The organism is Peteryoungia algae, assembly GCF_030369675.1.
Classification (GTDB): Bacteria; Pseudomonadota; Alphaproteobacteria; order Rhizobiales; family Rhizobiaceae; genus Allorhizobium; species Allorhizobium algae.
Window position 1 is genome coordinate 3,415,857 of sequence record NZ_CP128477.1, and the last position, 25,536, is coordinate 3,441,392.

23 protein-coding genes are annotated in these 25,536 nt (G+C 62.4%); 6 read left to right on the plus strand and 17 right to left on the minus strand.

Features of this window, described 5'->3' with window-relative positions; translation table 11 throughout:
• Genes QTL56_RS16170 through recF form a run of 3 tightly spaced genes read right to left on the minus strand, consistent with a single transcriptional unit; the run spans position 1 to position 2,402 of the window.
• Positions 1-477 (minus strand): GNAT family N-acetyltransferase, encoded by a 477-nt coding sequence (locus tag QTL56_RS16170; RefSeq protein WP_245134101.1) that lies wholly within the window; start codon positions 475-477, stop codon positions 1-3.
• The gene (locus QTL56_RS16175; RefSeq protein WP_229573646.1) at positions 474-1,232 is read right to left on the minus strand and encodes a molybdopterin-synthase adenylyltransferase MoeB; all 759 of its coding nucleotides are present in this window, start codon (positions 1,230-1,232) and stop codon (positions 474-476) included. The genes QTL56_RS16170 and QTL56_RS16175 overlap by 4 nt, the downstream gene beginning before the upstream one ends.
• A gap of 42 nt (positions 1,233-1,274) precedes the next feature.
• A complete protein-coding gene (recF, locus tag QTL56_RS16180; protein WP_245134102.1) occupies positions 1,275-2,402 on the minus strand; it encodes a DNA replication/repair protein RecF in 1,128 nt (375 codons plus the stop codon).
• Positions 2,403-2,560: 158 nt separating this feature from the next.
• Between recF and QTL56_RS16185 the strand changes: the two genes are divergently transcribed.
• Together QTL56_RS16185 and QTL56_RS16190 are read left to right on the plus strand one after the other, a co-directional pair.
• A complete protein-coding gene (locus QTL56_RS16185) occupies positions 2,561-2,848 on the plus strand; it encodes a hypothetical protein (protein ID WP_245134104.1) in 288 nt (95 codons plus the stop codon).
• Between the two features lie 77 nt (positions 2,849-2,925).
• A complete protein-coding gene (locus tag QTL56_RS16190) occupies positions 2,926-3,135 on the plus strand; it encodes a SlyX family protein (RefSeq protein WP_054149513.1) in 210 nt (69 codons plus the stop codon).
• On the opposite strand, the gene QTL56_RS16195 is transcribed toward QTL56_RS16190, so the two are convergent.
• Positions 3,129-3,743: a TetR/AcrR family transcriptional regulator gene (locus tag QTL56_RS16195; protein WP_245134107.1), complete on the minus strand. Its 615-nt coding sequence runs from the start codon at positions 3,741-3,743 to the stop codon at positions 3,129-3,131. The two genes, QTL56_RS16190 and QTL56_RS16195, sit on opposite strands and share 7 nt — an antisense overlap.
• Before the next feature lie 98 nt (positions 3,744-3,841).
• Here QTL56_RS16195 and QTL56_RS16200 point away from each other — a divergent pair, with 98 nt between their 5' ends.
• The gene (locus QTL56_RS16200; protein WP_229573640.1) at positions 3,842-4,093 is read left to right on the plus strand and encodes a putative antibiotic biosynthesis monooxygenase; all 252 of its coding nucleotides are present in this window, start codon (positions 3,842-3,844) and stop codon (positions 4,091-4,093) included.
• 63 nt (positions 4,094-4,156) lie between these two features.
• On the opposite strand, the gene dnaJ is transcribed toward QTL56_RS16200, so the two are convergent.
• From dnaJ to QTL56_RS16235, 7 genes are all read right to left on the minus strand, one after another.
• Positions 4,157-5,311: a molecular chaperone DnaJ gene (gene dnaJ / locus QTL56_RS16205; RefSeq protein ID WP_229573639.1), complete on the minus strand. Its 1,155-nt coding sequence runs from the start codon at positions 5,309-5,311 to the stop codon at positions 4,157-4,159.
• Between the two features lie 4 nt (positions 5,312-5,315).
• Positions 5,316-5,786: a hypothetical protein gene (locus tag QTL56_RS16210; RefSeq protein WP_245134109.1), complete on the minus strand. Its 471-nt coding sequence runs from the start codon at positions 5,784-5,786 to the stop codon at positions 5,316-5,318.
• Entirely contained in the window at positions 5,786-7,699 is a 1,914-nt protein-coding gene (gene dnaK / locus QTL56_RS16215) for a molecular chaperone DnaK (protein ID WP_245134110.1), read from the minus strand. The genes QTL56_RS16210 and dnaK overlap by 1 nt, the downstream gene beginning before the upstream one ends.
• Positions 7,700-7,990: 291 nt before the next feature.
• Positions 7,991-10,213 carry a transglycosylase domain-containing protein gene (locus QTL56_RS16220; protein ID WP_245134112.1) on the minus strand — a complete coding sequence of 741 codons (2,223 nt, stop codon included), beginning with the start codon at positions 10,211-10,213 and terminating at the stop codon, positions 7,991-7,993.
• A 183-nt stretch (positions 10,214-10,396) separates the two neighbouring features.
• Entirely contained in the window at positions 10,397-10,855 is a 459-nt protein-coding gene (locus QTL56_RS16225; RefSeq protein WP_245134114.1) for a YbaK/EbsC family protein, read from the minus strand.
• Between the two features lie 312 nt (positions 10,856-11,167).
• The gene (locus QTL56_RS16230) at positions 11,168-12,556 is read right to left on the minus strand and encodes a dipeptidase (protein WP_245134118.1); all 1,389 of its coding nucleotides are present in this window, start codon (positions 12,554-12,556) and stop codon (positions 11,168-11,170) included.
• A 106-nt stretch (positions 12,557-12,662) separates the two neighbouring features.
• A complete protein-coding gene (locus QTL56_RS16235; protein WP_245135455.1) occupies positions 12,663-13,094 on the minus strand; it encodes a MarR family winged helix-turn-helix transcriptional regulator in 432 nt (143 codons plus the stop codon).
• A gap of 442 nt (positions 13,095-13,536) precedes the next feature.
• On the opposite strand from QTL56_RS16235, the gene polA reads away from it, so the two are divergent.
• Positions 13,537-16,506 (plus strand): DNA polymerase I, encoded by a 2,970-nt coding sequence (gene polA, locus QTL56_RS16240; RefSeq protein WP_245134120.1) that lies wholly within the window; start codon positions 13,537-13,539, stop codon positions 16,504-16,506.
• Between the two features lie 65 nt (positions 16,507-16,571).
• Positions 16,572-17,366, plus strand: a complete 795-nt coding sequence (pcaD, locus tag QTL56_RS16245) for a 3-oxoadipate enol-lactonase (protein WP_229573632.1) — start codon at positions 16,572-16,574, stop codon at positions 17,364-17,366.
• Positions 17,367-17,436: 70 nt separating this feature from the next.
• Here pcaD and QTL56_RS16250 read toward each other — a convergent pair whose 3' ends face one another.
• The 6 genes from QTL56_RS16250 to mepA all read right to left on the minus strand — a co-directional run bounded on the left by QTL56_RS16250 (position 17,437) and on the right by mepA (position 23,421).
• Positions 17,437-18,072, minus strand: coding sequence for a 2,3-bisphosphoglycerate-dependent phosphoglycerate mutase (locus QTL56_RS16250; RefSeq protein WP_229573631.1), 636 nt, complete (start codon positions 18,070-18,072; stop codon positions 17,437-17,439).
• A gap of 21 nt (positions 18,073-18,093) precedes the next feature.
• Entirely contained in the window at positions 18,094-18,918 is an 825-nt protein-coding gene (dapB, locus tag QTL56_RS16255) for a 4-hydroxy-tetrahydrodipicolinate reductase (protein ID WP_370660301.1), read from the minus strand.
• Between the two features lie 6 nt (positions 18,919-18,924).
• The gene (locus tag QTL56_RS16260; RefSeq protein ID WP_245134122.1) at positions 18,925-20,724 is read right to left on the minus strand and encodes an ABC transporter ATP-binding protein; all 1,800 of its coding nucleotides are present in this window, start codon (positions 20,722-20,724) and stop codon (positions 18,925-18,927) included.
• A gap of 100 nt (positions 20,725-20,824) precedes the next feature.
• On the minus strand, positions 20,825-21,865 hold the full coding sequence (locus QTL56_RS16265; RefSeq protein WP_245134123.1) for a glucokinase: 1,041 nt from the start codon (positions 21,863-21,865) through the stop codon (positions 20,825-20,827).
• A 28-nt stretch (positions 21,866-21,893) separates the two neighbouring features.
• Positions 21,894-22,220 (minus strand): methylglyoxal synthase, encoded by a 327-nt coding sequence (locus QTL56_RS16270; RefSeq protein WP_370660367.1) that lies wholly within the window; start codon positions 22,218-22,220, stop codon positions 21,894-21,896.
• 142 nt (positions 22,221-22,362) lie between these two features.
• Positions 22,363-23,421, minus strand: coding sequence for a penicillin-insensitive murein endopeptidase (gene mepA, locus QTL56_RS16275; RefSeq protein WP_370660302.1), 1,059 nt, complete (start codon positions 23,419-23,421; stop codon positions 22,363-22,365).
• Between the two features lie 197 nt (positions 23,422-23,618).
• On the opposite strand from mepA, the gene QTL56_RS16280 reads away from it, so the two are divergent.
• Positions 23,619-25,457, plus strand: a complete 1,839-nt coding sequence (locus QTL56_RS16280) for an extracellular solute-binding protein (protein WP_245134126.1) — start codon at positions 23,619-23,621, stop codon at positions 25,455-25,457.
• Positions 25,458-25,536 lie beyond the last annotated feature (79 nt).

Consider the following 25,536-nt stretch of genomic DNA (forward strand, 5'->3'; position numbering starts at 1 on the left):
TCAGGCCAGCGACTTCTGCATCTCGATGAAGGTGGGGCGGTCATAGCCGGCATGGCTTCTCTCGGCGGTGCGGACAAAGCCCCAGGCGGCGAAGCGTCGGTGATTGCCTGTCAGTTCAATTCTTGTCTCGAGCCGGAGTCCCGGCTTTCCCAACTGCCGGGCGATGACTTCGCTCTCCGCAAGAAACCGGGTGCCGATACCGGTGCCCTGGGCTTTTGCCGCGACCGCCAGTTTGCCGACATAGAGGAACTCCGGTTCCGGGCGCAGAAAGGCGCAGCCGGCCAGCCACCCGTCGATTTCAGCAATCAGCCCGATCTCGTCCCTGATCTTGTCCTTGAGCGTGGCGACGGTCAGCCGATGCGCGGAGGAGGGCGGGTCGATCACGCCGTCCATGTAGGCGAAGGAGCCCTTGATCAGCGCCAGCATTTCCTCATGACGCGCAAAGCGCTCGTCGATCCGGCGGATGGTCACGCTCATGCGCCAGCCCGTCGCTTGTAGCGAACCGTGTCGAAGCGGGCCGCCAGCCCGTCATACAGCAACAGGCGCCCGACCAGAGGTTCGCCTATCCCGGTGATCACTTTGATCGCCTCCATCGCCATCAGTGTGCCGATCACGCCGGTGAGCGCCCCGATCACGCCCGCTTCCGCACAGGCGGGTACAAGGCCTTCCGGCGGCGGTTCGGGAAAGAGATCGGTGTAGCGCGGATAAAGCTGCCCATCCGGCGCCGCTTCATACGGCTTGAGCACCGTCACGCTCCCGTCGAACCGCCCCACAGCGCCCGTCACCAGTGGCACCTTCGCCAGCTCCGCGGCATCAGCCGCCGCGTAGCGCGTGGAGAAGTTGTCGGACCCATCGATCAGAAGCGTGTAGCGCGGCAGATAATCCCGTGCGAAGCCGGCATCGAAGCGCGCCTCATACCGCATGATCCGGCAATGTGGGTTGAGCCGCGCCAGGGCCTGGGCGGCACTTTCGGTCTTTCTCTCGCCGAGTGTTCCCGTGTCATGGATGACCTGCCGCTGAAGGTTGGACAACGACACCCCGTCATCATCGACGATCCCGAGCGTGCCGACGCCTGCAGCAGCCAGATATTGCAGCACAGGCGAGCCTAGCCCGCCGGCACCGATCACCATCACGCGCGCGCCCTTGAGCAATTGCTGCCCATGGCCGCCAACTTCCGGAAGCAGGATATGGCGGTGATAGCGAGAGAGTTCTTCGGGTGACAGCGGATCCATGGACGTCACCTTGCCATTCGGGAAAACAGATGAAAAGGCGTCTCAGCCATCGATGTTGCCATCCCGTACCGTGACGAACTGCGCCCGGTCGCCGAGCGCCGAGAACATCGCCTTGTCTGTCCCCGTCATGAAGGCCTGGCCGCCGAGCACGTCGATCCGTTCGAAAAGGGCCGCCCTCCGTCCTTCGTCCAGATGCGCGGCGATCTCGTCGAGCAGCAGGATCGGTGCAAAGCCCGTCATCGTTGCCACCAGGCGCGCGTGGGCGAGCATGAGGCCGATCAGGAGTGCCTTCTGCTCGCCGGTCGAGCAGCGTTCCGCATCCATGTCCTTCTCGATGTGCCGGACGATCAGATCCGCGCGGTGCGGCCCGTCCAGCGTGCGTCCTGCCGCAGCGTCCCGGTACCGCGACTGGGCCAGCAGCTCTATGTAGCGTTCCTCGAACTCGAAGGCCGGCAAATCGGCCAGATCGTCGAGGAAGCCTGTCAAAGCGAGAGAGGCGGAGGGGAAAGCGGATGTCTGCCTGTCCGCTTCGATCAGCCCCGAAAGCAGACCGAGCATCTCGCGCCGGGCTGCCGCCATGGCAATGCCAAGCGCTGCCATCTGCTGCTCGATGCCGGAGAGCCAGGTCGGGTCGAAGCGTCCCTCCGACAGGAGCCGGTTGCGGCTGCGCATGGCCCGCTCGAAGTCGCTTGCCCGCCGTCCATGGGCGGGGTCGAGGGAAAGCACGAGGCGATCGAGAAATCGGCGGCGATCCGCCGAAGGCCCGGTGAAGAGCCCGTCCATGGATGGCGTCAGCCAGAGGATGCGCAGATGATCGGTGAGTTCATCGACCGATTTCGCCGGTGCGCCGTTGATCCTGAGCCGCCGGACGAGATTGCCTTCTTCCGTGGTCTCCGTACCCGTGCCGATATCGGCCTCACCCGCCATCCCGTCGATCGCGGCGAAGACCGTGAAGCTCCCCGAAGCCCCGAGCCTTGGAATGTCGGAGAGCACCGCACGGCGAAGGCCACGCCCGGGGGACAGGAAGGAGATCGCTTCCATGAAGTTGGTCTTGCCCGCGCCGTTGTCGCCGACCAGCACCACATGGCGCCCGTCCAGCGTCAGGCCGGCCTGCGTGTAGTTGCGGAAGTCGCTGAGTTTGAGCCTGTGGATCTGTGTCTTTTGGGTCATCGGTCGGAATCGTTGTCGCCATGAGCTAGGCCGATTGATCGTCGATGGCAAGGCGCAAGCGCCAATCCCTGGTCGTTGGGGGCATGCGACGCTTGGCGACATGGAACTGTACGTTGAACCTGCTAGTTTGAAGGGATCGCCGAGCCGGAGGCCGAGCCATGTCCCTGCATCCTGATGATCTGACACCTGAAGAAGCCCGCCGTGACCATTGGGAGATGCTGGGCTTTCTGGCAATCAATGCCGGTTTCGGCGCGGGCCTTGGTCTCCTGGTCGCCTTCGCCATCTTCTGGTTCGATCTCGGCGGTGTCGGCGCCTCGCTCTCCCGCTCCAGCCGCCCGGTTCTTCCTGCGCTCATGATGGCCGTGCCGCTTGCCCTGACCTTTGCCGCGGCGGTAACGGCATCTGCCGTCATGACCATGCCCTATCGCCGGAAAAAGCAGCGCTGAAAGCATCAAGCCGGACGGCGTTTGACCGCGCCCCCGTCTTGCGGCATCTAGGCCGGATCGAGACGATGGAGAGAGCCATGGACACGCAGGACGAACGCATCACGCGTCTGGAAGAGACCGTTGCGCACCAGACGCGTGTGATTGAGGAACTGTCGGACCAGCTGACGGAACAGTGGAAAGTGGTCGAGCAGACCCGAGCCAAGCTGGATCGGCTCACGGAGCGCTTCCTGTCCCTGGAAGAGCAGGGCCTCGAAGCCCCCGCCATCACCCGCCCGCCGCACTACTGAGCGTGGCTCTCCTTTGATGCGAAGCCTGTCAGCACCGCGTCGACCAGGTGGGCGAGCTGTGCCCGTGATGCATCAAGCCGCCCGGTGAGCAGTCGCTGCCAGCAGAAGCTGGAAAACAGCTCCATGACCAGTGGAATGTCGAGATCGGCCCGGATCTCGCCGCGCGTCACGCCCCGTTCCAGGATGATGCCGCTTGCCCGGCAGCGCGTGACTGCATAGTCCCGCAGCGCCTCCAACGCCGCTGGATCGCTCTGCGCCTCGGCAATGACCGACCGGAACACCTCTCCGCCGTTCTTCTTCCAGAAGCCGAGCAAGCTTTCGAGAAAGGCGATCAGATCGACCCGCGTATTGCCTGTATCGGCATAGAAGGTCTCGCCTTTCTGCCGATGATAGACGTCGAGCAGGAGTGCAGCCTTGGAAGGCCACCAGCGATATATGGTTGGCTTCCCGGCCTTGGCCCGTCGCGCCACCGCTTCGATCGAAAAGGCCGCAAGGCCGCCCTCCGACAGGAGTGCGCCGGCCGCGGTGAGGATGGCTTCCTCGCTGGCGGGGTTCCGTTGCGCGCCAATCGAGGTGCGCTTTGTGATGTCGCTGGTAGTCTTTGTCACATCAGATGCTCCTGTAATTACCTCCTAGCAGAAAAGACTATTGAACGGAACGGCCCGTTTCAATATAAACGAAACGTACCGTTCTGATGGAGTCCCCCATGTCTCAGATTTCCGCATCCCGCCCGACACCGTCCAAGCATCGGCTTGCCCTTTTGATGCTGCTGGCGATCTACCCCTTCGTGACCGCCATTCTCTACGTCCTCATGCCCCTGACCGAGGGCTGGCCGATCTGGGCACGCACGGCGCTTCTCGCGCCGATCATGGTCGTCTCGATCATCTATGGCATCGCACCCACGATCCAGAAGCATTTCGCCTGGTTCATCCTGCGTCAGCCACGCCTGATCGCCTGACGGACATGCAAAAAGGGGCGGGCCTTATCAGCCCACCCCTTCGCATTCTTGATCTCACCTCGCTCAGTCGCTGAGCGTGTCAAAGAAATCCTTCATCCGGGCGAAGAAGCCCGTCGATTCCGGATTGTTCTCCTTTGAAGACAGCTCCTCGAACTCCTGCAACAGTTCGCGCTGCCGCTTCGTCAGCTTCTGCGGCGTTTCGATCTGGATCTGGATATAGAGATCACCCACCTGCGTCGAACGCAGAACCGGCATGCCCTTACCCTTGAGGCGGAACTGCTTGCCGGGTTGCGTACCGTCCGGAACCGTCACGCGAGACTTCGTGCCGTCAAGCGTCACCACGTCGAAGGTGCCGCCGAGCGCGGCCGTCGTCATCGATATCGGCACGGAGCAATAGAGATCGGCCCCGTCACGCTGGAAGAACTCGTGCGGCTTCACCGACAGGAAGATATAGAGGTCACCCGACGGGCCGCCGCGCAGCCCGGCCTCGCCCTCGCCTTGCAGGCGAATGCGCGTGCCGTCTTCGATGCCCGAGGGAATATTGACCGACAGCGACCGTTCTTCGGTCATCCGGCCCTGACCGTGGCACTTCGTGCAGGGATCGGTGATCGTCTGTCCGCGGCCATGACAGGTCGGGCAGGTGCGTTCGATCGAGAAAAAGCCCTGCGCGGCCCGAACACGCCCGGACCCCTGGCAGGTCGTACAGGTCTTGGGCTGTGTGCCGGGCTTGGCGCCCGAACCGGTGCAGACATCGCAGGTGATCGAGGTCGGGACCCGGATCTGAGCCGTCTTGCCGGTATAGGCCTCTTCGAGGCTGATCTCCATATTGTAGCGCAGGTCGGCTCCGCGTTCGCGACCTCCGGTCGAGCGGGCCCTGCCGCCACGACCGCCACCCATCATCTCGCCGAAGATGTCCTCGAAGATGTCGGAAAAGCCGCCGCCGCCGGCAAAGCCACCGCCACCACCGAAGCCACCACCGCCCATGCCGCCCTGTTCAAAGGCTGCATGGCCGAAGCGGTCATAGGCCGCGCGTTTCTGGGGATCTTTCAAGGTCTCGTAGGCCTCGTTGATCTCCTTGAACTTCTTTTCGGCTTCGCTGTCATCGGGATTTTTGTCCGGATGAAATTTCATCGCCAGCTTGCGGAAGGCGCTTTTCAGCTCCTTCTCATCCGCAGTCCGGCCGACCCCGAGGGTCTCATAATAATCTGCCTTTGCCATGGTCTTACAAAGCTCTCAAAGCTTTCCCAACGCTCGTGTGGCTGCCCGTCGCCTTGCCGGCCTGCTTGTCACAGGCCTGCATGTCTTTCTGGAAGTCGGATGCGGCGGAGACTGCATCCTGCATCAGGAGCTTGCGCGCATCCCCCTTGCTGATCAGAGCATCGGCCGATGTGACCGCCGCAAATGCCAGAGAATGGGCCGCCATGTCGCAGGAAGAGACTTCGCCACCGCTCTCGCGCCGCTGAAGTGCCGCTTCGATGATGCTGCCGAGTTGATTGCCGAGGCGGGAAAGGGAGTTGCTGTCCTTAGCGGAGATCGCCTTGGCCACCTTGGCCTCGGCGGCACCCACCTGGCGGTGGACGGCGCTGACCTGCCCCTTGTCCTGCGCCATGGCGCCGGTCGTCAGCATCAAAAAAATGGCGGCTGGCCCAAAGGCCAGCCAGCACGTGGAACGGCGTTCGAAGCGACCCTGCATCAGGCCGACTTCTTCGCGTCTTCGTCCTTCACTTCTTCATAATCGGCGTCGACGACATTGCCATCCTGGCCGTCATCGGCGTCGGCTGCGCCACCCTCGGCCTGTTGGGCCTCGTAGATGGCCTGACCAAGCTTCATGGAAACTTCCATGAGGGCCTGCGTCTTGGCGGTGATGTCTTCAGCGTCAGGCTCGGAAGCCTCGGTTGCGGCCTTCAGCGCGGCGATTGCATCTTCGATCGCCTTGCGGTCGGTTTCCGAAACCTTGTCGCCATATTCCTTGACCGACTTCTCGGTGGAGTGGACGAGGCTTTCGGCCTGGTTCTTGGCTTCAACCACGGCACGACGCTGCTTGTCGGCCTCGGCATTGGCTTCGGCGTCCTTCACCATCTTGTCGATGTCCGCGTCGGACAGACCACCGGAGGCCTGGATGCGGATCTGCTGTTCCTTGCCAGTGCCCTTGTCCTTTGCCGAAACCTGAACGATGCCGTTCGCGTCGATGTCGAAGGTCACTTCAATCTGCGGAACGCCACGCGGCGATGGCGGCAGGCCGACGAGATCGAACTGGCCGAGCAGCTTGTTGTCTGCAGCCATCTCGCGCTCGCCCTGGGAAACGCGGATCGTCACGGCCTGCTGGTTGTCGTCGGCGGTCGAGAAGACCTGGCTCTTCTTGGTCGGGATCGTCGTGTTGCGATCGATCAGACGGGTAAAGACGCCACCGAGCGTTTCAATGCCGAGCGACAGCGGTGTCACGTCGAGCAGCAGGACATCCTTGACGTCACCCTGCAGAACACCGGCCTGGATGGCGGCGCCAAGCGCGACCACTTCATCCGGGTTCACGCCCTTGTGCGGCTCCTTGCCGAACAGCTGCTTGACGACTTCCTGCACCTTCGGCATGCGGCTCATGCCGCCGACGAGGACGACTTCGTCGATATCGGCAGCCGTGACGCCTGCATCCTTGAGGGCTGCCTTGCAAGGCGCGATCGTGCGCTGGACGAGATCGTCGACCAGGCTTTCGAACTTGGCGCGGGTCAGCTTCATCGTCAGGTGCTTCGGGCCGGACGCATCTGCCGTGATGAAGGGCAGGTTGATTTCGGTCTGCTGCGAGGACGACAGTTCGATCTTGGCCTTTTCAGCGGCTTCCTTCAGACGCTGCAGGGCAAGCTTGTCGCCCTTCAGGTCGATGCCCTGGTCCTTCTTGAACTCGGCTGCGAGATATTCGACGAGACGCATGTCGAAGTCTTCACCGCCAAGGAAGGTGTCGCCATTGGTCGACTTCACTTCGAAGACGCCATCGCCGATTTCCAGAACCGAGATATCGAAGGTACCACCACCCAGGTCGTAGACGGCGATCGTCTTGCCTTCTGTCTTGTCAAGGCCATAGGCAAGAGCGGCAGCCGTCGGCTCGTTGATGATGCGGAGAACTTCAAGACCGGCGATGCGGCCGGCATCCTTGGTCGCCTGGCGCTGCGCGTCGTTGAAGTAGGCAGGAACGGTAATGACGGCCTTTTCGACCTTTTCGCCGAGATAGGCTTCAGCCGTTTCCTTCATCTTCTGGAGGATCATGGCAGAGATCTGCGAAGGCGAATAACCCTTGCCCTGAGCTTCGACCCAGGCGTCGCCATTGTCACCCTTGATGATCGGGAAGGGAACGAGGCCCTTGTCCTTTTCAACGGTCGGATCTTCGTGACGGCGGCCGATCAGGCGCTTGACAGCGAAGAGCGTATTGGTGGGGTTGGTGACCGCCTGGCGCTTGGCCGGCTGGCCGACGAGGCGTTCGCCATCGTCCGAAAATGCCACCATGGACGGCGTTGTACGAGCGCCTTCCGAATTCTCAATGACCTTTGCATCCTTGCCGTCCATGACGGCGACGCAGGAATTGGTCGTTCCAAGGTCGATACCGATTACTTTTGCCATGTCATTCTCTCCTTGAAGCAGGCCGTCGGAACCCCAATCAGGCATTCCTGATAGCCCCTCGACGTGGATGGTCTGGGATATACTGCAGCGCCGCTGCGGTTATGTCGCGTATATAAGAAGCGGATTTTCCGACTGCAAGGCTGGAAATCCGCCGAAAACCGGTAAAAAAGAACAGATTGGCGCGGCGTGTTGATGTGTTTTGCGCCGCCTGTCCGTTCTTTGTTCGACCGGGTATGCTAGTCAGCCGGCCTTGCGTCAGGCCGACGGCGTCTTGCTGCCCACATGTGGGCTCTATTGTCCGAGGATCAAGTCGAGAAGCGTGGTGCGTCGCGACCCCTGTGCCCCGCCGACATCGGCTGGAGGAACCGGGCCTTGCGCGCCGTTGACGTCCCCAGTTGCCGAGGGTTCCGCGGGATACTGATCCGCATAGACGGGATCCCCGGAATAGCGTTCTTCGCCTCCGCCCTGCAACACGTCGGAGATGATCGTGCCGATCGTCATCGGGTCCTGGGCGGGCGCCGGCTCGATGAAATCGCCGCCCGGGAGCGGGGCAGGGGCAAGGCCCTGATGCGCCGCCGTCATGAACTCATGCCAGGCCTTGGCTGGCAAACCGCCACCGGTGACCTTCTTCATCGATTGCCCGTCGTCATTGCCGAACCAGATGCCGGTGGTCAGATTGCTCGTATAGCCGACGAAGAGGGCGTCGCGGAAAGACTGTGTCGTACCGGTCTTGCCGGCCGCCTCCCAGCCGGAAAGCCGCGCATTCTTTCCCGTGCCGTGGTCGATGACGCTGCGCATCATGGTGTTCATCGCAGCAACCACCCCGTCGTTCAGCACCTTTGGTGGCTCGAGATAATTGTTCTCGTAGAGCAGCGTTCCATCGGCTTTGGAGATCCGGCGCACGATGTGTGGAGTTGCCTTGTATCCGCCGTTCATGAAGGGTGCATAGGCTGCCGTAAGCTCGAGCAGCGAGACTTCCGAAGTGCCGAGTGCGATGGAGGCATTGTTCTGCAACTCCGACTCGATCCCCATGCGATGCGCGACCTTGATCACCTGATCGGGCCCGACTTCCATGACCAGCTGGGCCGCGATCGTATTGAGTGATTCGGCAAGCGCCTGCGTCGCTGTCACCTGTCCCCGATACTTCTGATCATAATTCTCCGGCGTCCAGGAGCCGATCCGGATGGGCGCATCGTTGCGCAGGGAAGTCGGGCGAAGCCCGTTCTCCAGCGCAGCCGCATAGACGAAGGGTTTGAACGCCGATCCTGGCTGGCGCTTGGCCTTGACCGCACGGTTGAACTGGCTCTCCGAATAGTCGCGCCCCCCGACGAGTGCGCGGATCGCGCCCGTCCCGTCGATGGAAACGAGTGCCGCTTGCGAGGCGTTGACCTTTTCGCCCTCCGCGGCCAGCGATTCCGTCAGCGCGGCTTCCGCCTTCTTTTCGAGCGTCATGTCGATCGTGGTCTCGACGAGGATATCTTCGGTCACCTTGCCGATCAGCAGGGTCACCTCGTCGCGCACGAGGTCGGCGACATACTGGCCGGCACCGCTCCAGTAGCGCTTGGCCTTGGTCGGTGGCTGCGACATCGCTGTCGTGATCTCTTCGTCGGTGATGTAGCCCTCTTCCCGCATGGCCTGCAGCACGACCTGCGCCCGCGCCTCGGCAGCTTCCGGATCGCGCGCCGGCGACAGCCGCGAGGGCGCCTTGAGAAGCCCGGCCAGAAGCGCTGCCTCACCCAGGTTCACGTCACGCGCCGACTTGTTGAAATAGCGCCGCGCTGCTGCTTCCACCCCATAGGCGTTGGACCCGAAAAACACCCGGTTCAGATACATCGCCATGATCTGGTCCTTGGTGTATTTCTGCTCCAGCCAGAAGGCGAGCAGCACTTCCTGCACTTTGCGCTCGATGGTGCGTTCCGGCGAGAGGAAGAGGTTCTTGGCCAGCTGCTGCGTGAGCGTCGAGCCACCCTGCACCGCGCGACCGCTGGTCACATTGGTGACGACGGCGCGCGCGAGACCCAGCGGATCGACACCGAAATGGGAGTAGAAGCGCCGATCCTCGATCGCCATCACCGCCTGCGGGATGAAGGGCGACATTTCCTCGAGTGGCAGTGCCTCCCCGCCGGTCGCTCCCCTGTTGGCGATGACGGTGCCCTCGACGGACACGATCTTCATGTTCGGAGGCCGTTCGGGGATCGACCAGCTGCTGGCACTCGGCATCTGCGAGCCGTAATAGGCGACAAGTCCCACAATGCCGATGCCGCACCAGATGGAGATAACGAACCCCCAGTAGATCAGCCGTCCGAGGCCGAAGCCGCCGCGGGCCTTATCCTTCCGGCCTCTGGCGCTTGCCGGCTTTCCACGCTTCGCCGTCGCGCTGGCGCGCTTGGCACCCGTCCGCGCCTGGCGGCTACCGATCACGCGGTCATCTGCGTCGAGGCGCAAATCCTCGTCTTCGCGATCTTCGTCGAAGCTCGGCTCGATGCGGTCTCGGGATTTTCCTCGGCTCACCATTCCGGTGGTCTTGCTCCAGCTATTCGTTGTGAGGCGCCTGCAGCGGCATGCGCGTAAATCGCTTCGAGAAATTGCGATCGGTCGAACTGGCGCCCGGATGGATGATCGCGCAATTGCACAGTAAATGCGGCGATTTAAGGGGTGGTTAAAGCCCCGTAAACAAGCTTTGCAGGGATCCCGCGGTTACTGGCAGAGGTCTGCCCACTCGCCGTTGACCAGCGAAAGCAGGCGTTCCGGGGAAATTCTCACGGCAGCGTTTGTCGCGCCTCCGGCCGGCACCACTTCGTCGAAGGCCTTCAGCGACAGATCGCAATAGACCTTGAGCGGCGAGGGCAGGCCGAAGGGGCACACACCGCCCACGGGATGGCTCGTTGCCTCGACCACCGCCTCGGCGTCCAGCATGCGCGGCTTCACACCGAAGCGATCCTTGAACTTGCGATTGTCGAGCCGCTTCGTCCCCGCAGTCACCACCAGCACCACGTCATCGCCGATCCGAAGGCAGATGGTCTTGGCAATCTGGTCCGGCTCCACGCCATGCGCTTCGGCCGCAAGTGCCACGGTCGCGGAACTCGCTTCGGTGACGATGACGGAGATATCGGGAGCGTGTTCCCGAAGGAACTGGCGGACGGATTCGAGACTCATGAAGAAATCCTATCCGCAGCCGGCCCCGCTTTTCAAGCGCACATACCCTTGAAAGCGTGATCGAGGATCACCATCTTCGGATCACCAGGCGATAGAGCTTGCGTAATCCTGTTTCAGGAAGTTTGCAACGCTTAACCGGTTGTTAAGCATCCAGAGCGATCATCATGATCCGGGATGCGGTTCGCGAAGGCGGGCCAACATCCGACACATCGCATGGCACGTTTCCGTCACTGACCACGGATGTACTGGCAGCAAGTCGTTGAAACGTAAAGGAAAGGCCGGTTTTTGACCGGCCTTTTTGCTTTTTGGACTTCAGCCGTTTGCCAGCCCGTCGAGGATGCGGATCCACGAGCGGATGCCTTTGTGGAACGAGTTGAGGTCATATTTCTCGTTCGGCGAATGGATGCGGTCGTCGGTCAGCCCGAAACCGACCAGCAGTGAATCCATGCCCAGCATCGTCTGGAAATCGCCGACGATCGGAATCGAGCCGCCCATGCCGATGATGACGGCGGGCTTCGGCCATTCGTCCGACAATGCGTTTTTTGCTTTGGTCAGCTCCGGCGAATCATAGGAAAGCTGGATCGCCGGCGAACCGCCATGTTCATGGAATTCCACCTTGCAATCGGCCGGCATGCGGGCCTGCACGAAAGCGCGGAAGCTTTCGCGCACCTTCGCCGGATCCTGCGTGCCCACCAGGCGGAAGGAAATCTTGGCCGACGCCTTGGCCGCGATAACCGTCTTGAAGCCCTCGCCGGTATAGCCGCCGATGATTCCGTTAACCTCGGCCGTGGGGCGCGCCCAGGTCAGCTCCAGCACCGATCTGCCCTTTTCACCCGAAGGCACTGACAGGCCAACTTCTCCGAGGAAACTTTCCGCCGTCCGCCCCAGGCTCTCCCAGGAGGCTTTGATATTGGCAGGCGTCTCTTCGACGCCGTCGTAAAAGCCTGGAAGCGTAACCTTGCCTGTCTCGTCATGCAGATCGGCCAGGATCCTGGTCAGGATATGAACCGGATTGGCAGCCGCACCACCGAAGAGGCCGGAATGCAGATCGCGGTCGGCGGCGATGATGGTGACCTCTTCGCCAACCAGACCACGCAGCGCGGCGGCGATGGCCGGCGTATCGCGATCCCACATGCTGGTATCGCAGACCAGCGCGAAATCGGCCTTCAGTTCGTCGGCATTGGCGGCGAGGAAGGGCTTGAGGGACGGCGAACCGGATTCTTCCTCACCTTCGAACAGGATGGTAATCTCGACCGGCAACGCGCCTTTCACCGCCTTATAGGCACGGCAGGCTTCGACGAAGGTCAGCAACTGCCCCTTGTCATCGGAGGTGCCGCGACCGGTGATGACCTTGCGGCCATCCTTCTCCTTGATCGCAGGCGCGAAGGGATCGTCTTCCCAGAGATCGAGCGGATCGACCGGCTGCACGTCGTAGTGGCCGTAGAATAGCACATGCGGTGCGTCCTCACGATTGGCCGCGTGATGGGCAACCACCATCGGATGGCCGGGCGTGTCGCGCAGCGAAGCGTCAAAGCCAAGCTCGCCCAGTGCGGAAACCAGCCATTCGCCGGCCTTGCGGCAATCGTCCTTATAGGCCGGATCCGTCGAGATCGACGGAATGCGCACGAGATCGAACAGGCGCTCGAGGCTCTGCGGCAGGGCCTCGTCGGCCTTGGCAAGGATGGGGGAGAGATCGGTCATGGTCATGTCCTGCAATTTTGAAAGTGCGGCGGACGATAGACCAAACCTCCTGACGTTTCGAGGCGTCGGAACCGCGAATTTTTCTCAAGGTCCCGTCGACATCTGCTCACAGCTTGCGTGCGTTGGCGATCGCCCAGCGGATATATTCCTTGAGCAATTCCTTCTCGAAGCGCCGGAAGCCGTGAAAGACAGCCTGCTCGGCCTCTTCGGCCGCCGCAAGCGCTTCTTCGCGCATGTCGCGCGCTTTCTCCGTCAGGAAGATCTGCTGTGCCCGCTTGTCCGTGGGGTGTGCGCGCCGCTCGATCAATCCGTCCCGCACCATGCGGGACAAGGTGTTGGCGATCGTCGCCTGCTCGACATCGACCCGGTCGAGCAGCTGCCTCTGGGTCAGGCCCTCTTCCGCCCAGAGTTCGATCAGGATCGGAAACTGCCCGGGCGAAAAACCGAGTTTCCCCGCCCGTGCCTGCAAAGCCCGCGTGAAACCGCGCGCCAGCTGGCTCGCCAGCCATGTGGCGGATTCGGAGCGGTCGGGGATCATACGGTCATGGGCCATGGCGCTCGACACGTCGTCGTGGTTCGTTGTTCGGGAATGATCGCATGCGATCCATTTCCGAGGCTGACTAATTTTGGATTTCTAGGCGGGGGACGGAGGCCGCCGTGGCAACTAGGCGGGGGACTGCCACGACGGCTCCGGAATATGGGGACAAAGGCCCGGAGAGGGGGATAAGGCCTTTGCCCGAGTCTGAAGCGGCGGGGGACGAGCCTCTTTCAGACTACGGCGTGATCAGGCGCCGATGACTGAGATTTGTGATCCGGATTGTGGTTTTTCAAGGGAAAGCGAGATTACAAATCGGTAAGCTTTTCGTGATGTTTCGGTGGAGCACCAGTGACCCGGTTGCCAACGCCATCACCGGCGAATTTGGCGCATTCGCGCCAAACCGTCATGGACGTTTAGCCGCCCTCGCGCTATCCATGCCGACATGAAAAAAGGCGATCATCTCTTCCTCGTCGACGGCTCGGGTTTCATCTTCCGTGCCTTCCACGCCATCCCGGCCCTCAACCGCAAGTCGGACGGCCTGCCCGTCAATGCGGTCTCGGGCTTCTGCAACATGCTGTGGAAGCTCTTGCGCGATGCGCGCAATACCGATGTCGGGGTGACGCCGACCCATCTGGCTGTGATCTTCGACTATTCGTCGACGACCTTCCGCAAGGAAATCTACCCGCTCTACAAGGCGAACCGCTCGGCCCCCCCGGAAGATCTCATTCCCCAGTTTGGTCTGATCCGCCACGCCACCCGCGCCTTCAACTTGCCGTGCATCGAGACAGAAGGCTTCGAGGCTGACGACATCATCGCGACCTATGCCCGCCAGGCCGAGGCAATTGGTGCCGATGTGACGATCGTCTCCTCCGACAAGGACCTGATGCAGCTCGTCACCGCGAATGTGCATATGTACGACGCGATGAAGGACAAGCAGATCGGCATCCCCGACGTCATCGAGAAATGGGGCGTAGCCCCGGAAAAGATGATCGACCTGCAGGCGATGACCGGCGATTCGACCGACAACGTGCCCGGTATTCCCGGCATCGGCCCGAAGACCGCAGCCCAGCTTCTGGAAGAGTTCGGCGATCTCGAAACCCTGCTTGCCCGTGCCGGGGAAATCAAGCAGGTCAAGCGCCGCGAAAACATTGTCGCCAATGCCGAGCTCGCTCGCCTGTCCCGCCAGCTCGTGGAACTGCGCACCGACGTGCCGATCGACATGAAGCTGGAAGACCTGGTGCTGGAACCCCAGAACGGGCCGAAGCTGATCGGCTTCCTGAAGACCATGGAATTCACCACACTGACCCGTCGTGTCGCCGAAGCCTGCGACTGCGATGCCGCTGCCATAGAGCCCGCCATCGTGCCGGTCGAATGGGGTGATGCCGCCCGTGGTCCCGACCTTGATGCCGGCGACGTGCCCGCGCCTTCAGCCCCGGCGCCGGGCTCCGCTGCCGTGACCACTGCCGGCCCCGACGGCACAACGCCGGCTGACCTTGTGGCCAGCCGGGCCAATGCCTTTGCGGGCAAGCCGATCGATGCCACCGCCTATGTCACCATCCGCGATATCGAGACCCTCGAACTCTGGATCGCCGCTGCCCGCGAAACCGGCCTCGTCGCCTTCGATACCGAGACAACGTCGCTCGATCCGATGCAGGCCGAACTCGTCGGCGTCTCGCTGGCCATCCAGGACAACGTGCTGTCGCCAGGCTCGACCGACATTCGCGCCGCCTATATCCCGCTGACACACAGGACCGGCATCGGCGACCTGCTCGGCGGGGGGCATGCGGAAGGCCAGATCCCGATGAAGGAGGCGCTTGCGGCATTGAAGGGGCTCCTGGAAGACCCCTCCGTCCTCAAGGTCGCCCAGAACCTGAAATACGACTACCTGGTGATGAAGCGCCACGGCATCACGCTCCAGTCCTTCGACGACACCATGCTGATGTCCTACGTGCTTGATGCCGGCAAGGGCAATCATGGCATGGACGGCCTGTCGGAAAAATGGCTGGGCCATACGCCGATCCCCTACAAGGACGTTGCCGGCTCCGGCAAGTCCTCCATCACCTTCGACCTCGTCGACATCGATCGCGCCACGGCCTATGCCGCCGAGGATGCCGACGTGACGCTGCGTCTGTGGCTGGTGCTGAAACCGCGCCTCGCAGCGGAGGGCCTGACGCGCATCTACGAGCGTCTGGAGCGCCCGCTGGTGCCCGTTCTCGCGCATATGGAAGAGCGCGGCATCACCGTCGATCGCCAGATCCTTTCGCGTCTGTCAGGCGAACTCGCCCAGAAGGCCGCAGCCACCGAGGACGAGGTCTACGAACTCGCCGGCGAGCGCTTCAACATCGGCTCGCCCAAGCAACTCGGCGATATCCTGTTCGGCCGCATGGGCCTCCCAGGTGGCTCCAAGACCAAGACCGGCCAGTGGTCCACGTCAGCCCAGGTTTTGGAAGACCTTGCGGCAGAAGGTGCTCCGCTGCCTCGCAAGATCGTCGACTGGCGCCAGCTGACCAAGCTGAAATCCACCTATACGGATGCGCTCCCGGGCTACGTGCATCCGCAGACGAAGCGCGTCCACACCGGCTATTCGCTTGCGTCCACCACCACCGGCCGCCTGTCCTCCTCAGAGCCCAACCTGCAGAATATCCCGGTCCGCACGGCTGAAGGCCGCAAGATCCGCACGGCCTTCATCTCGACGCCTGGACACAAGCTCTTGTCGGCCGACTACAGTCAGATCGAGCTGCGTGTGCTGGCCCATGTCGCCGACATCCCGCAGCTGCGTCAGGCCTTCGCCGATGGCATCGATATCCACGCCATGACCGCGTCCGAAATGTTCGGCGTGCCCGTGGAGGGCATGCCGTCGGATGTCCGTCGCCGCGCCAAGGCGATCAACTTCGGCATCATCTACGGCATCTCTGCCTTTGGCCTTGCCAATCAGCTGAGCATAGAGCGGTCGGAAGCCGGCGATTACATCAAGAAATATTTCGAGCGCTTCCCCGGCATCAAGGACTACATGGAATCCACCAAGGCCTTCGCCCGCGAGAATGGATTTGTGGAAACCATCTTCGGTCGGCGCGCGCATTATCCGGAGATCAGGTCGTCCAACCCCTCGTTGCGCGCCTTCAACGAACGCGCCGCAATCAACGCCCCGATCCAGGGCTCGGCTGCCGATGTCATCCGCCGCGCCATGATCCAGATCGAGCCGGCGCTCGCCGCCGCTGGTCTGTCGGAACGTTGCCGGATGCTGCTGCAGGTGCATGACGAACTGATCTTCGAGGTCGAGAACGAAGCCGTCGATACCGCCATGCCCGTCATCGTCGACATCATGGAAAATGCCGCCATGCCCGCCGTTTCCATGCGTGTACCGCTTAAGGTCGATGCGCGGGCAGCCCAGAACTGGGACGAGGCACACTGAGAATTTCCGGCCTCGGCCGGCACCGAAACACGAGGGCTCAGCGCAGCCCCACAGGAGTACGAAACTTGGCTTTCACCACCATCAACGGAAACGTCGTGCATTATGAGCTGATCGGCGAGGCGAAAGCCAAGAACCTGATCGTCTTCTCCAACGGGCTGGGCACCGACTTCCGTATCTGGCTGCCGCTCTTCGACGAACTCGGCGACGACGTCTCGGTACTCCTCTATGACAGCCGTGGCCATGGCCTCTCCGGTGGCGCTGACACGCCCTTCGGCATGTCGGATCTCGTCTCGGATCTGGCCACGCTCTGCGACGAACTCGGCATCCGCAAGGCAACCTTTTGCGGCCTCTCGGTCGGCGGTCTCGTCTGCCAGGGCCTCTGGCAGGAGCGGCCGGATCTGTTCCGCAAGCTCATCCTCTGCGACACCGCCCCCCGCATCGGCACCGCCGAGATCTGGGCCGAACGCATCGCCGGTATCGAGAAGGACGGGATAGAAAGTGCAGCCGATAACGCCATGAACCGCTGGTTTACACCGGCCTTCCATGATGACCGTGCCGACGAGCTGGCTGGCTACCGTCTGATGATGACGCGCCAGTCTCTTTCCGGCTATCTCTCGACCTGCGCGGCTTTGCGCGACACGGATTTCTCCGACGTCCTGCCGACCGTCACCGTGCCCACCCTCTTCGTCGTCGGCGACCAGGATGGCTCCACCCCGCCCGCAACCGTGGAGGCCGGTTCTCAACTTGTGCCCGATGCCCGTTTCGAGGTCATCGACGATTGCGCGCACATCCCTTGTGTCGAGCAGCCAGAGGCCCTCGCGGAGTTGATTCAGGGCTTCATGCGCAAGCAGGCGAACTGACAACAGGACCTGGAAATGCAGAAGCCGCCTCATGGGCGGCTTCTTTCATATCAAGCGTTGACTGTTGCACTCAATGCGCGCCGGACATGTCGCCCAGGACTTCCTTGGAAGCCACGGTCGAATCCGCCTTCAGCTTGTAGACCATGGGAACGCCGGTCGCGAGATTGACGCCGAGGATCTGTTCCTTGGTCAGCTTGTCGAGAACCATCACCAGCGAGCGCAGCGAGTTGCCATGTGCAGCCACCAGGACCTTCTCGCCACGCAGTACGCGCGGCAGGATTTCGGTCATGTAATAGGGCCAGACGCGCGCACCGGTATCGCGCAGGCTTTCGCCGCCTGGAGGCGGGATGTCATAGGAACGGCGCCAGATATGAACCTGCTCCTCGCCCCACTTGGCGCGGGCATCGTCCTTGTTGAGGCCGGAGAGATCGCCGTAGTCACGTTCGTTCAGCGCCTGGTCCTTGATCGTCTCGAGGTCCGTCTGGCCGACGTTTTCGAGGATGATGTCACAGGTCTTCTGCGCACGCGTCAGCACCGAGGTGAACGCGATGTCGAACTTGATGCCATAGTCGGCAAGCGCCTTGCCGCCGGCATTGGCTTCCTGGACGCCGAGCTCCGTGAGATCGGGATCACGCCAGCCGGTAAACAGGTTTTTCAGGTTCCAGTCGCTCTGGCCATGGCGCACGAGCACGAGTGTACCGGTCATCGACAATTCCTCTCTTGACGATCAGGGGGTGGAGTTGAGCTCGAGCACGTCGAGCATGGTATAGCGGCCGGGCTTCTTGTCCCGGGCCCAGACGGCTGCCCGCAATGCGCCGCGCGCAAAGAGAGACCGGTCGGTCGCGCTGTGAGAAAGCGTAACCATCTCGCCTTCGCTGGCAAACAGCACGGAGTGTTCCCCGATGACGGATCCGCCGCGCAGCGTGGCAAAGCCGATCGAGCCCTCTTCGCGTGGTCCGGTATGTCCGTCGCGCACTCTGACCGAATGATCGGCAAGCGCAATTCCTCGCCCTTCCGCCGCCGCTTCGCCGAGCAAGAGTGCCGTGCCGGAGGGCGCGTCAACCTTGTGCTTGTGGTGCATCTCCAGCACTTCGATGTCCCAGCCCGAGGCTTCCAGCGCGCGCGCCGCCTGCTTGATCAGAACCGAGAGCAGGTTGACGCCGAGGCTCATGTTGCCGGACTTCACCACCCGCGCATGCCGCGCGGCGGCATCGATCTTCTCCTCGTGCTCCGTCAGGCAGCCAGTGGTGCCGATGACATGCACGATCCGCGCCTGCGCGGCGAGCGCTGCGAACTCCACGGTCGAAGCCGGCGTGGTAAAGTCGACGACGCCGTCCGCATGCACGAAGGCTGCCAGCGGATCGTCGGTCACGGCAACGCCGAGCTTCGGCACGCCGGCCAATTCGCCGGCATCCTGTCCGAGAACCGCAGAGCCCGTCCGTTCGACCGCCGCATGCAGCACGATGCCCGGCGTCTCGCTGATCAACTTGATGAGCGTCTTGCCCATGCGACCAGCGGCACCAACGACGACGAGCTTCATGGGTGTATCCATGCGGGTCTATTCCTGAATGTTGTGCGGGCCGTTGGACGCGGCCTGCAGGTTGTTGAGGCGAGCGTAAAGACCGCCCGGCTGCTGTGCAAGGCTCTCATGCGTGCCTTCCTCGGCCACTTCGCCCGCCTGCATGACAATGATCTTGTCGGCGTTGACGACCGTGGACAAGCGATGCGCGATGACGATGACGGTGCGCCCGGCCATGGCGGCGTCGAGCGCCTGCTGCACGGCGGCTTCCGATTCCGTGTCGAGTGCGGAGGTCGCCTCGTCGAGCAGCAGGATCGGCGCGTTGCGCACAAGCGCACGGGCAATCGAAAGCCGCTGCCTCTGGCCACCGGATAGCGTCACGCCGTTTTCGCCGACGGGCGTGTCATAACCCTGCGGCTGGGCCAGGATGAAGTCATGCGCATTGGCGAGCCGCGCCGCATCCTCGATCTCCGCATCTGTCGCCTCGGGACGGCCATAGCGGATATTGTCGCGGATCGAGCCTTCGAAAAGGTAGGGCTGCTGCGAGACATAGGCGAGGTGCTGGCGGAGCGACGACTTCGTCACGTCGGCGATGTTCGTCCCGTCGATCAGGATTTCGCCACCTGCCGGATCGTAGAAACGCGGAACGAGCGTGATGACGGTCGACTTTCCGGCGCCCGAAGGACCCACCAGCGCCGTCGTCTGTCCGCCCTCAGCGGTAAAGCTCAATTTGCGCAGGACAGGCGGGTTGGAGCCATAGGCAAAGGTCACGTCGCGGAACTCGATCCGCGCATCCGTCACCGAAAGCGCCGCCGCACCGGTCTTGTCACGCTGATGTGGCTGGGTGTCCAATATCTCGTATATCATGCGGGCGTTGACGGCAGCGCGTTCCATCTGCACCTGCAGGCGCGCGAGCCGCTTTGCCGGTTCGTAGGCGAGCAGCAGCGCAGTGACGAAGGAGAAGAAGGCGCCGGGCAGAACGCCCCCATAGATCGCCTGGTAGGCGGCATAGGCCATGACCCCCGCAATCGAGAAGCCGGCCACCGTTTCCGTCATCGGGCCATTGCGTTCGCTGAGTTGCGCGATCTTGTTGGCGCGGCGTTCCGCCTCGTTGATCGTCGACTGGATCTTGTTCTGCAACTGGGCCTCCATGGTGAAGGCCTTGACGATGGCGATGCCCTGAACGGTCTCCTGGACCGCCCCCAGCACATGGGAATTGAGAATAATGCTCTCTTTCGTGGCGCTGCGCAGCCGCCTGGAGAGATAGCGCAGTCCGATCATCAGCGGAGGCGCCACGGTAAAGACGATGAGCGTCAGAACCAGATCCTGGAACAACATGACCCCGATCAGGGCGACGAGGGTGACCAGATCGCGCGCCAGCGAGGTAACGGTGAGATTGAGCACATCCCGGACGCCGTTGATATTCTCGTTGATCTGGGCAGCGAGGCGGGCGGAGCGGGCTTCGCTGAAATAGCCGACGGAAAGCGACATCAGATGGGCAAACAGCCGACGCTGATAGCGGGCCACGATATTGTTGCCGATCTTCGACAGCGTCACAGCCTGCCCGTAGCCGGCAAAACCGCGGATCACGAAAGCCGCAAAGATGGCGCCGCAGATGATCCAAACGAGGTCGGCCCGCCGATTGGCAAACGCCTCATTGATCACGGCCTCCATGATCCAGGCGGTGAATGCCGTAGTCGCCGCGACCGTCAGCAGGCAGAAGATGGCGAATGTGTAACCCCTGACGTGTTCGCGCCCGTTTTCCGCGATCACGCGCTTCAGGATGGCGGAGACGCTTTCGATATCCGTCTTGCGGGTTTCGGTGTTCCTGGCGGCCAAGAAAAAATGTCCTGTGCGATTGCTCTTTTACGCCCGCGCAGGCGCCGCCGCTCTATAGCCAGTCGCGGCGGCTTTGGCCATAGGCGGACGGCCTTTGCGCTCAGCGCCAGTGACGCCCCTCGGTGGCAAGCCCGAAGTCGGCTGGCGCGGTTGCGAAGGCTGCGAGCCCATGCAGGGCGGCCTGGGGATGGGTCACGACAAAGGTCGGAATGCTGTGCATCAGGGCGTTATGCGGGGCCTTGTCCTCGAAGGCCGCGCGGAATTCGCCGCTCTGCAACGCAGGCAGGATCTTCGGCGAGATTCCGCCGGCAAGAAACACGCCACCCTTGGCCATGAAAATGAGTGCGAGATCGCCCGCGACCCGGCCGAGATAGGTGGCAAAGAGGCTGAGCGCTTCCCCCGCCCTGGCGTCCGCGCCAGAAATCCCGGCAGCCGATACCTCTGCCGGTTCGTCGTAACGGGGCGTCAGATTGCCATCCGCCTTGCAGAGGGCGCGGTAAATGTTCATCAGCCCGCGTCCGGAGAGAAGCTCTTCGGCGGAAACGCGCCCGAGTGCCGCATTCGGGTCACGCACCGGCGTCAGATATGGCCATATCTGGTGATCGCGAAGCGTGCGCGGCCCCACATCCACATGCCCGCCTTCGCCCGGAACCGGGAACCACATGTCCCGCGCCCTGACCAGGCCGGCAACGCCAAGGCCCGTACCGGGCCCGAGCACGACGCGCGAACCGAGCGGCGCCTCGCTGAGCGAGCCGAGATTCTGCCGGTCGCTGGCTTCGAGCGTTGCTGCGGCAAGAGCCTGTGCTTCGAAGTCATTGAGCAGCAAGACTTCGGCAAAGCCGAGATCGGCCATCAGCACCTTCGGCCGGACCATCCAGGGGAAGTTGGTCAGCGGCACCTCGTCGCCTTCGATCGGCCCGGCCAGCGCCAGGATCAGCGACTTCGGCTTGTGGCTCGTGGTTTCCAGAACGCAGGTGCGGATCGCATCGTCAATCGTCGCAAAGTCCTTGTTCACCACGTTCGGAAAGCTGATCCGCTCACCACTTTCGTCGATCAGGATCGAGAAGCGGGCATTGGTGCCACCGATGTCGCCGATCAGGATCGGAAAGGGGAGAGTGTCGTCGCGCTGTGTCTGGGCCATGGTCTGTCCGGTCTTGGCCCCCGCTGCCTCAGGCAGTCAGGGTCTGCATTAGGATGTCGGCGGTTGAGAGGTTCAGCGCCATCGGAATGTCGTAGACGGTCGCAAGCCGCATCAGCGCCTTGACATCCACATCATGGGGCATCGGAGTCAAGGGGTCGACAAAGAAGACGAGCATGTCCACTTCGCCGGTCGAGATCAATGCGCCGATCTGCTGATCGCCGCCAAGCGGCCCACTCTTCAGCCGCGTCACGTCGAGCTCGGATACGGCCTCCTTGATCCGGCCGCCTGTCGTGCCCGTCGCCACGATCCGCCAGCCCATGAGCTTGGCCTTGTGGCGTCTGGCGAACTCCGCCATGTCATCTTTCTTCTGGTCATGCGCGATCAGGGCGATGCAACGGGTGCGGCTCACGACGGGTCCCCCAACTCATTTTAATCGATTTGATAAACCCATCTAGCGCAGCCCGCCGCGCTTGAAAAGGCATCAGGCGTCGGACGTCTCACCAACCGGCGGGGCGAGCGGCGGGCACGGGTACCACTGCAGGAATCTCGAACGACGAGTCGGCTGCGGCCACAGGCGCGACAAAGGCCGAGGCAGCGGTCGGCATGCCTCCGCCCTGGGCCTGGTAGGTCGCCTCGAGTTCGCTCGACGGTCCACCGGCATCCAGCACCATGGCGCAGGCCTTAGGCAGGTCGGACACCTGCATGGCCCGCGGCTTCGGCGCCGGCTTGGCGTTCGGGTCCTTCTTTGGCGCCGCCCAGGGCTCCTTGGTGAACCACCAGGCCAGCGACTTGTCACAGCCGTCGCCCGGCGGCACCGCAGCCTGCGGCTTGCAGCCGCTCGCGCCATCGGGGCAGCGCATGCGGATGTGGAAATGGGCGTCGTGACCGTAGATTGGCCGGATCTTGCCAAGCGCGGAGCGGTCGCCGGTCCAGGTGTCACAGAGCTTCTTCTTGATCGCTGGATTGACGAAGATGCGCTCCACCTGCGGATAGCTGGCCGCCTGCACGACAATCCGGGCATGGGTGTCGGTCCAGAGCCGCCTGTCCACGGTGAGGAACTTGTTCTTTTCCAGCAAGGACGTGAAGGGCATGTCTTCGCGCTGTTGCGGCGACAACGGGTTTACAGGCTTCGGCGTGAACCAGATATCGGCATCAAGGCCGATCTGATGCGAGGCATGGCCCGAAAGCATCGGGCCGCCGCGTGGCTGGGAAATGTCCCCGATCAGGATCCCCGATCCCCAGCCGAGCTGCACCGCATCTCTGGAAAACCGTTCGAGAAGCGCGATCATCTGCGGATGGCCCCAGCGGCGATTGCGCGACAGCCGCATGGCCTGCCAGGTCGGCCCATCGGTCGGGATGGCGACTGCCCCTGCAATGCAGCCCTTGGCATAGGATCCGTACGGCGAGGGGGCAGCCTTGGCCGGCAGTGCCATGCCGCCAAACAACTCCTTGGCGGGGCGCCCTTCGGCAAAGGCCGCGTCGCCGATGACGGTCGCGAAGGCCGCCGCAAGCATCAGTGCCGCGGCGATCGGGCGGCTGCCCCTGGTCGTTTTCATCGTGTGTTCGTCCCCGGTCTGTCCTGATCTCCCAAGGGCGAAGCGCCCCGGGTGAATCACCTGTCAGTCTAGCGTGAAATGGAAATGGGGTGAATCTGCGGATGCAACGCCGCTCACATCTCTGTCAGCTGCCTGTTTTTTGTCGACATTTGCCCTATCCTGCGTCGCAACCATGAAAATCAAGGGGAAATCGGTCGATGGGTCTGAACAAGAAGAGTGCGGTGTTCGGTGGTCTCCTGGCGGTTCTGGCATTCTCGCCGCAGCTTGTGACCGCGCAGGAGCCGGCTGAGCCGTTCGTGCACGGCGTCGCCATCGTGGGCGATGTGAAATATCCGGCAGGCTTCGAACGCTTCGACTACGTCAATCCGACAGCGCCCAAGGGCGGCACGCTTCGCATGTCGTCGACCGGCACCTTCGACAGCTTCAACCCGGTTTTGAACAAGGGAGAGGCGGCCCCGGCGCTTGCTTATGTCTTCGACACCTTGCTCAAGGATTCCAGCGACGAGGTTTCCACCGGATATGGATTGCTCGCCGAGGGTGTCTCTTTCCCCGCAGACTTCTCCAGCGCAACCTTCCGCCTGCGTCCCGAAGCCCGTTTCGCTGACGGTGAACCTGTGAAGCCCGAGGACGTCATCTTCAGCTTCGAAAAGCTGAAGGAGCTGAACCCTCTCTACATGAGTTATTACGGCCACGTGATTTCGGCCGAAAAAACCGGCGAGCGGGACGTCACCTTCCGTTTCGACCAGAAGAACAATCGCGAACTGCCGATGATCCTTGGCCAGTTTCCCGTCATTCCCAAGCACTGGTGGGAAGGAAATGGTCCCGATGGTCAGCCGCGTGACATTTCACGCACCACCCTGGAGCCTGTCTTGGGTTCGGGTCCCTACAGGATTGCCGAGTTCAAGCCCGGCGCCAGCATCCGCTACGAATTGCGCGACGACTACTGGGGCAAGGATCTCAACGTCAACGTCGGTTACAACAACTTCCGGAACGTCACCTACACGATGTTCGGCGACCGCGACGTCGAGTTCGAGGCCTTCCGCTCCGGCAACACAGATTTCTGGCAGGAGACGCGTGCCGCCCGCTGGGCAACCGGTTTCGATTTTCCCGCCGTGAAGGATGGCCGCGTCACGAAAAAGGAATACGAAAACCCCTACCGCGCAACGGGGATCATGCAGGCGCTGGTTCCCAATATGCGGCGTGAGATCTTCAAGGACCAGCGGGTGCGCGAGGCGCTGAACTATGCGCTCGATTTCGAGGAGCTGAACCGGACGGTCTTCTACAACGCCTATCACCGCGTCGCGAGTTTCTTCTCCGGAACCGAGCTCGCTTCCACCGGACTTCCTGAAGGCAAGGAGCTGGAACTGCTGACGGCCCTGAAAGACAAGGTTCCGGCTTCGGTCTTCGACACGCCTTATGAGAACCCGGTCGGAGGCACGCCGCAGGCCTCGCGAGACAACCTCCGTAAGGCGGTCGAACTGTTGAAGGACGCCGGCTACGAATTGCGCGGCAATGCCATGGTGAACGCGAAGACGGGTCAGCCCTTTCGCTTTGAGCTGCTTCTGTCCAGCCCGCAGCTGGAGGTCGTGGCCGTGCCTTATCAGCAGCAATTGCGCAAGATTGGCATCGACATGGCGGTTCGCACCGTCGATGACTCGCAATACACCAACCGCACCCGGACTTTCGACTACGACATGACCTGGACGGTATGGGCCCAGACGCTCAACCCGGGCAATGAACAGCGCGATTACTGGGGATCGACCTCGGTCGATCGCGAAGGTTCACAGAACTATGCCGGCATTGCCGATCCCGCCGTCGATGCATTGATCGAAAAGATCATCTTCCCGGCCGACCGAGACGAACAAGTCGCCGCGACCAGAGCGATGGACCGTGTGCTGCTCGCCCATGACTACGTCATACCTCTCTACTATGGCGGGACGGCCCGTTATGCCTTCTGGGACAAGTTCGAGCACCCGGCTGAACTACCGACCTATTCCACCGGCTTCCCCCTGATCTGGTGGGCGAAGAGCCCGTGACCCGGCCTCGGGGCTTGCGCCTTGGCCCGGAGCCACTAGGAATGAAGGGGACGAATCGCATGAAAGGGAGCGGCTGAGA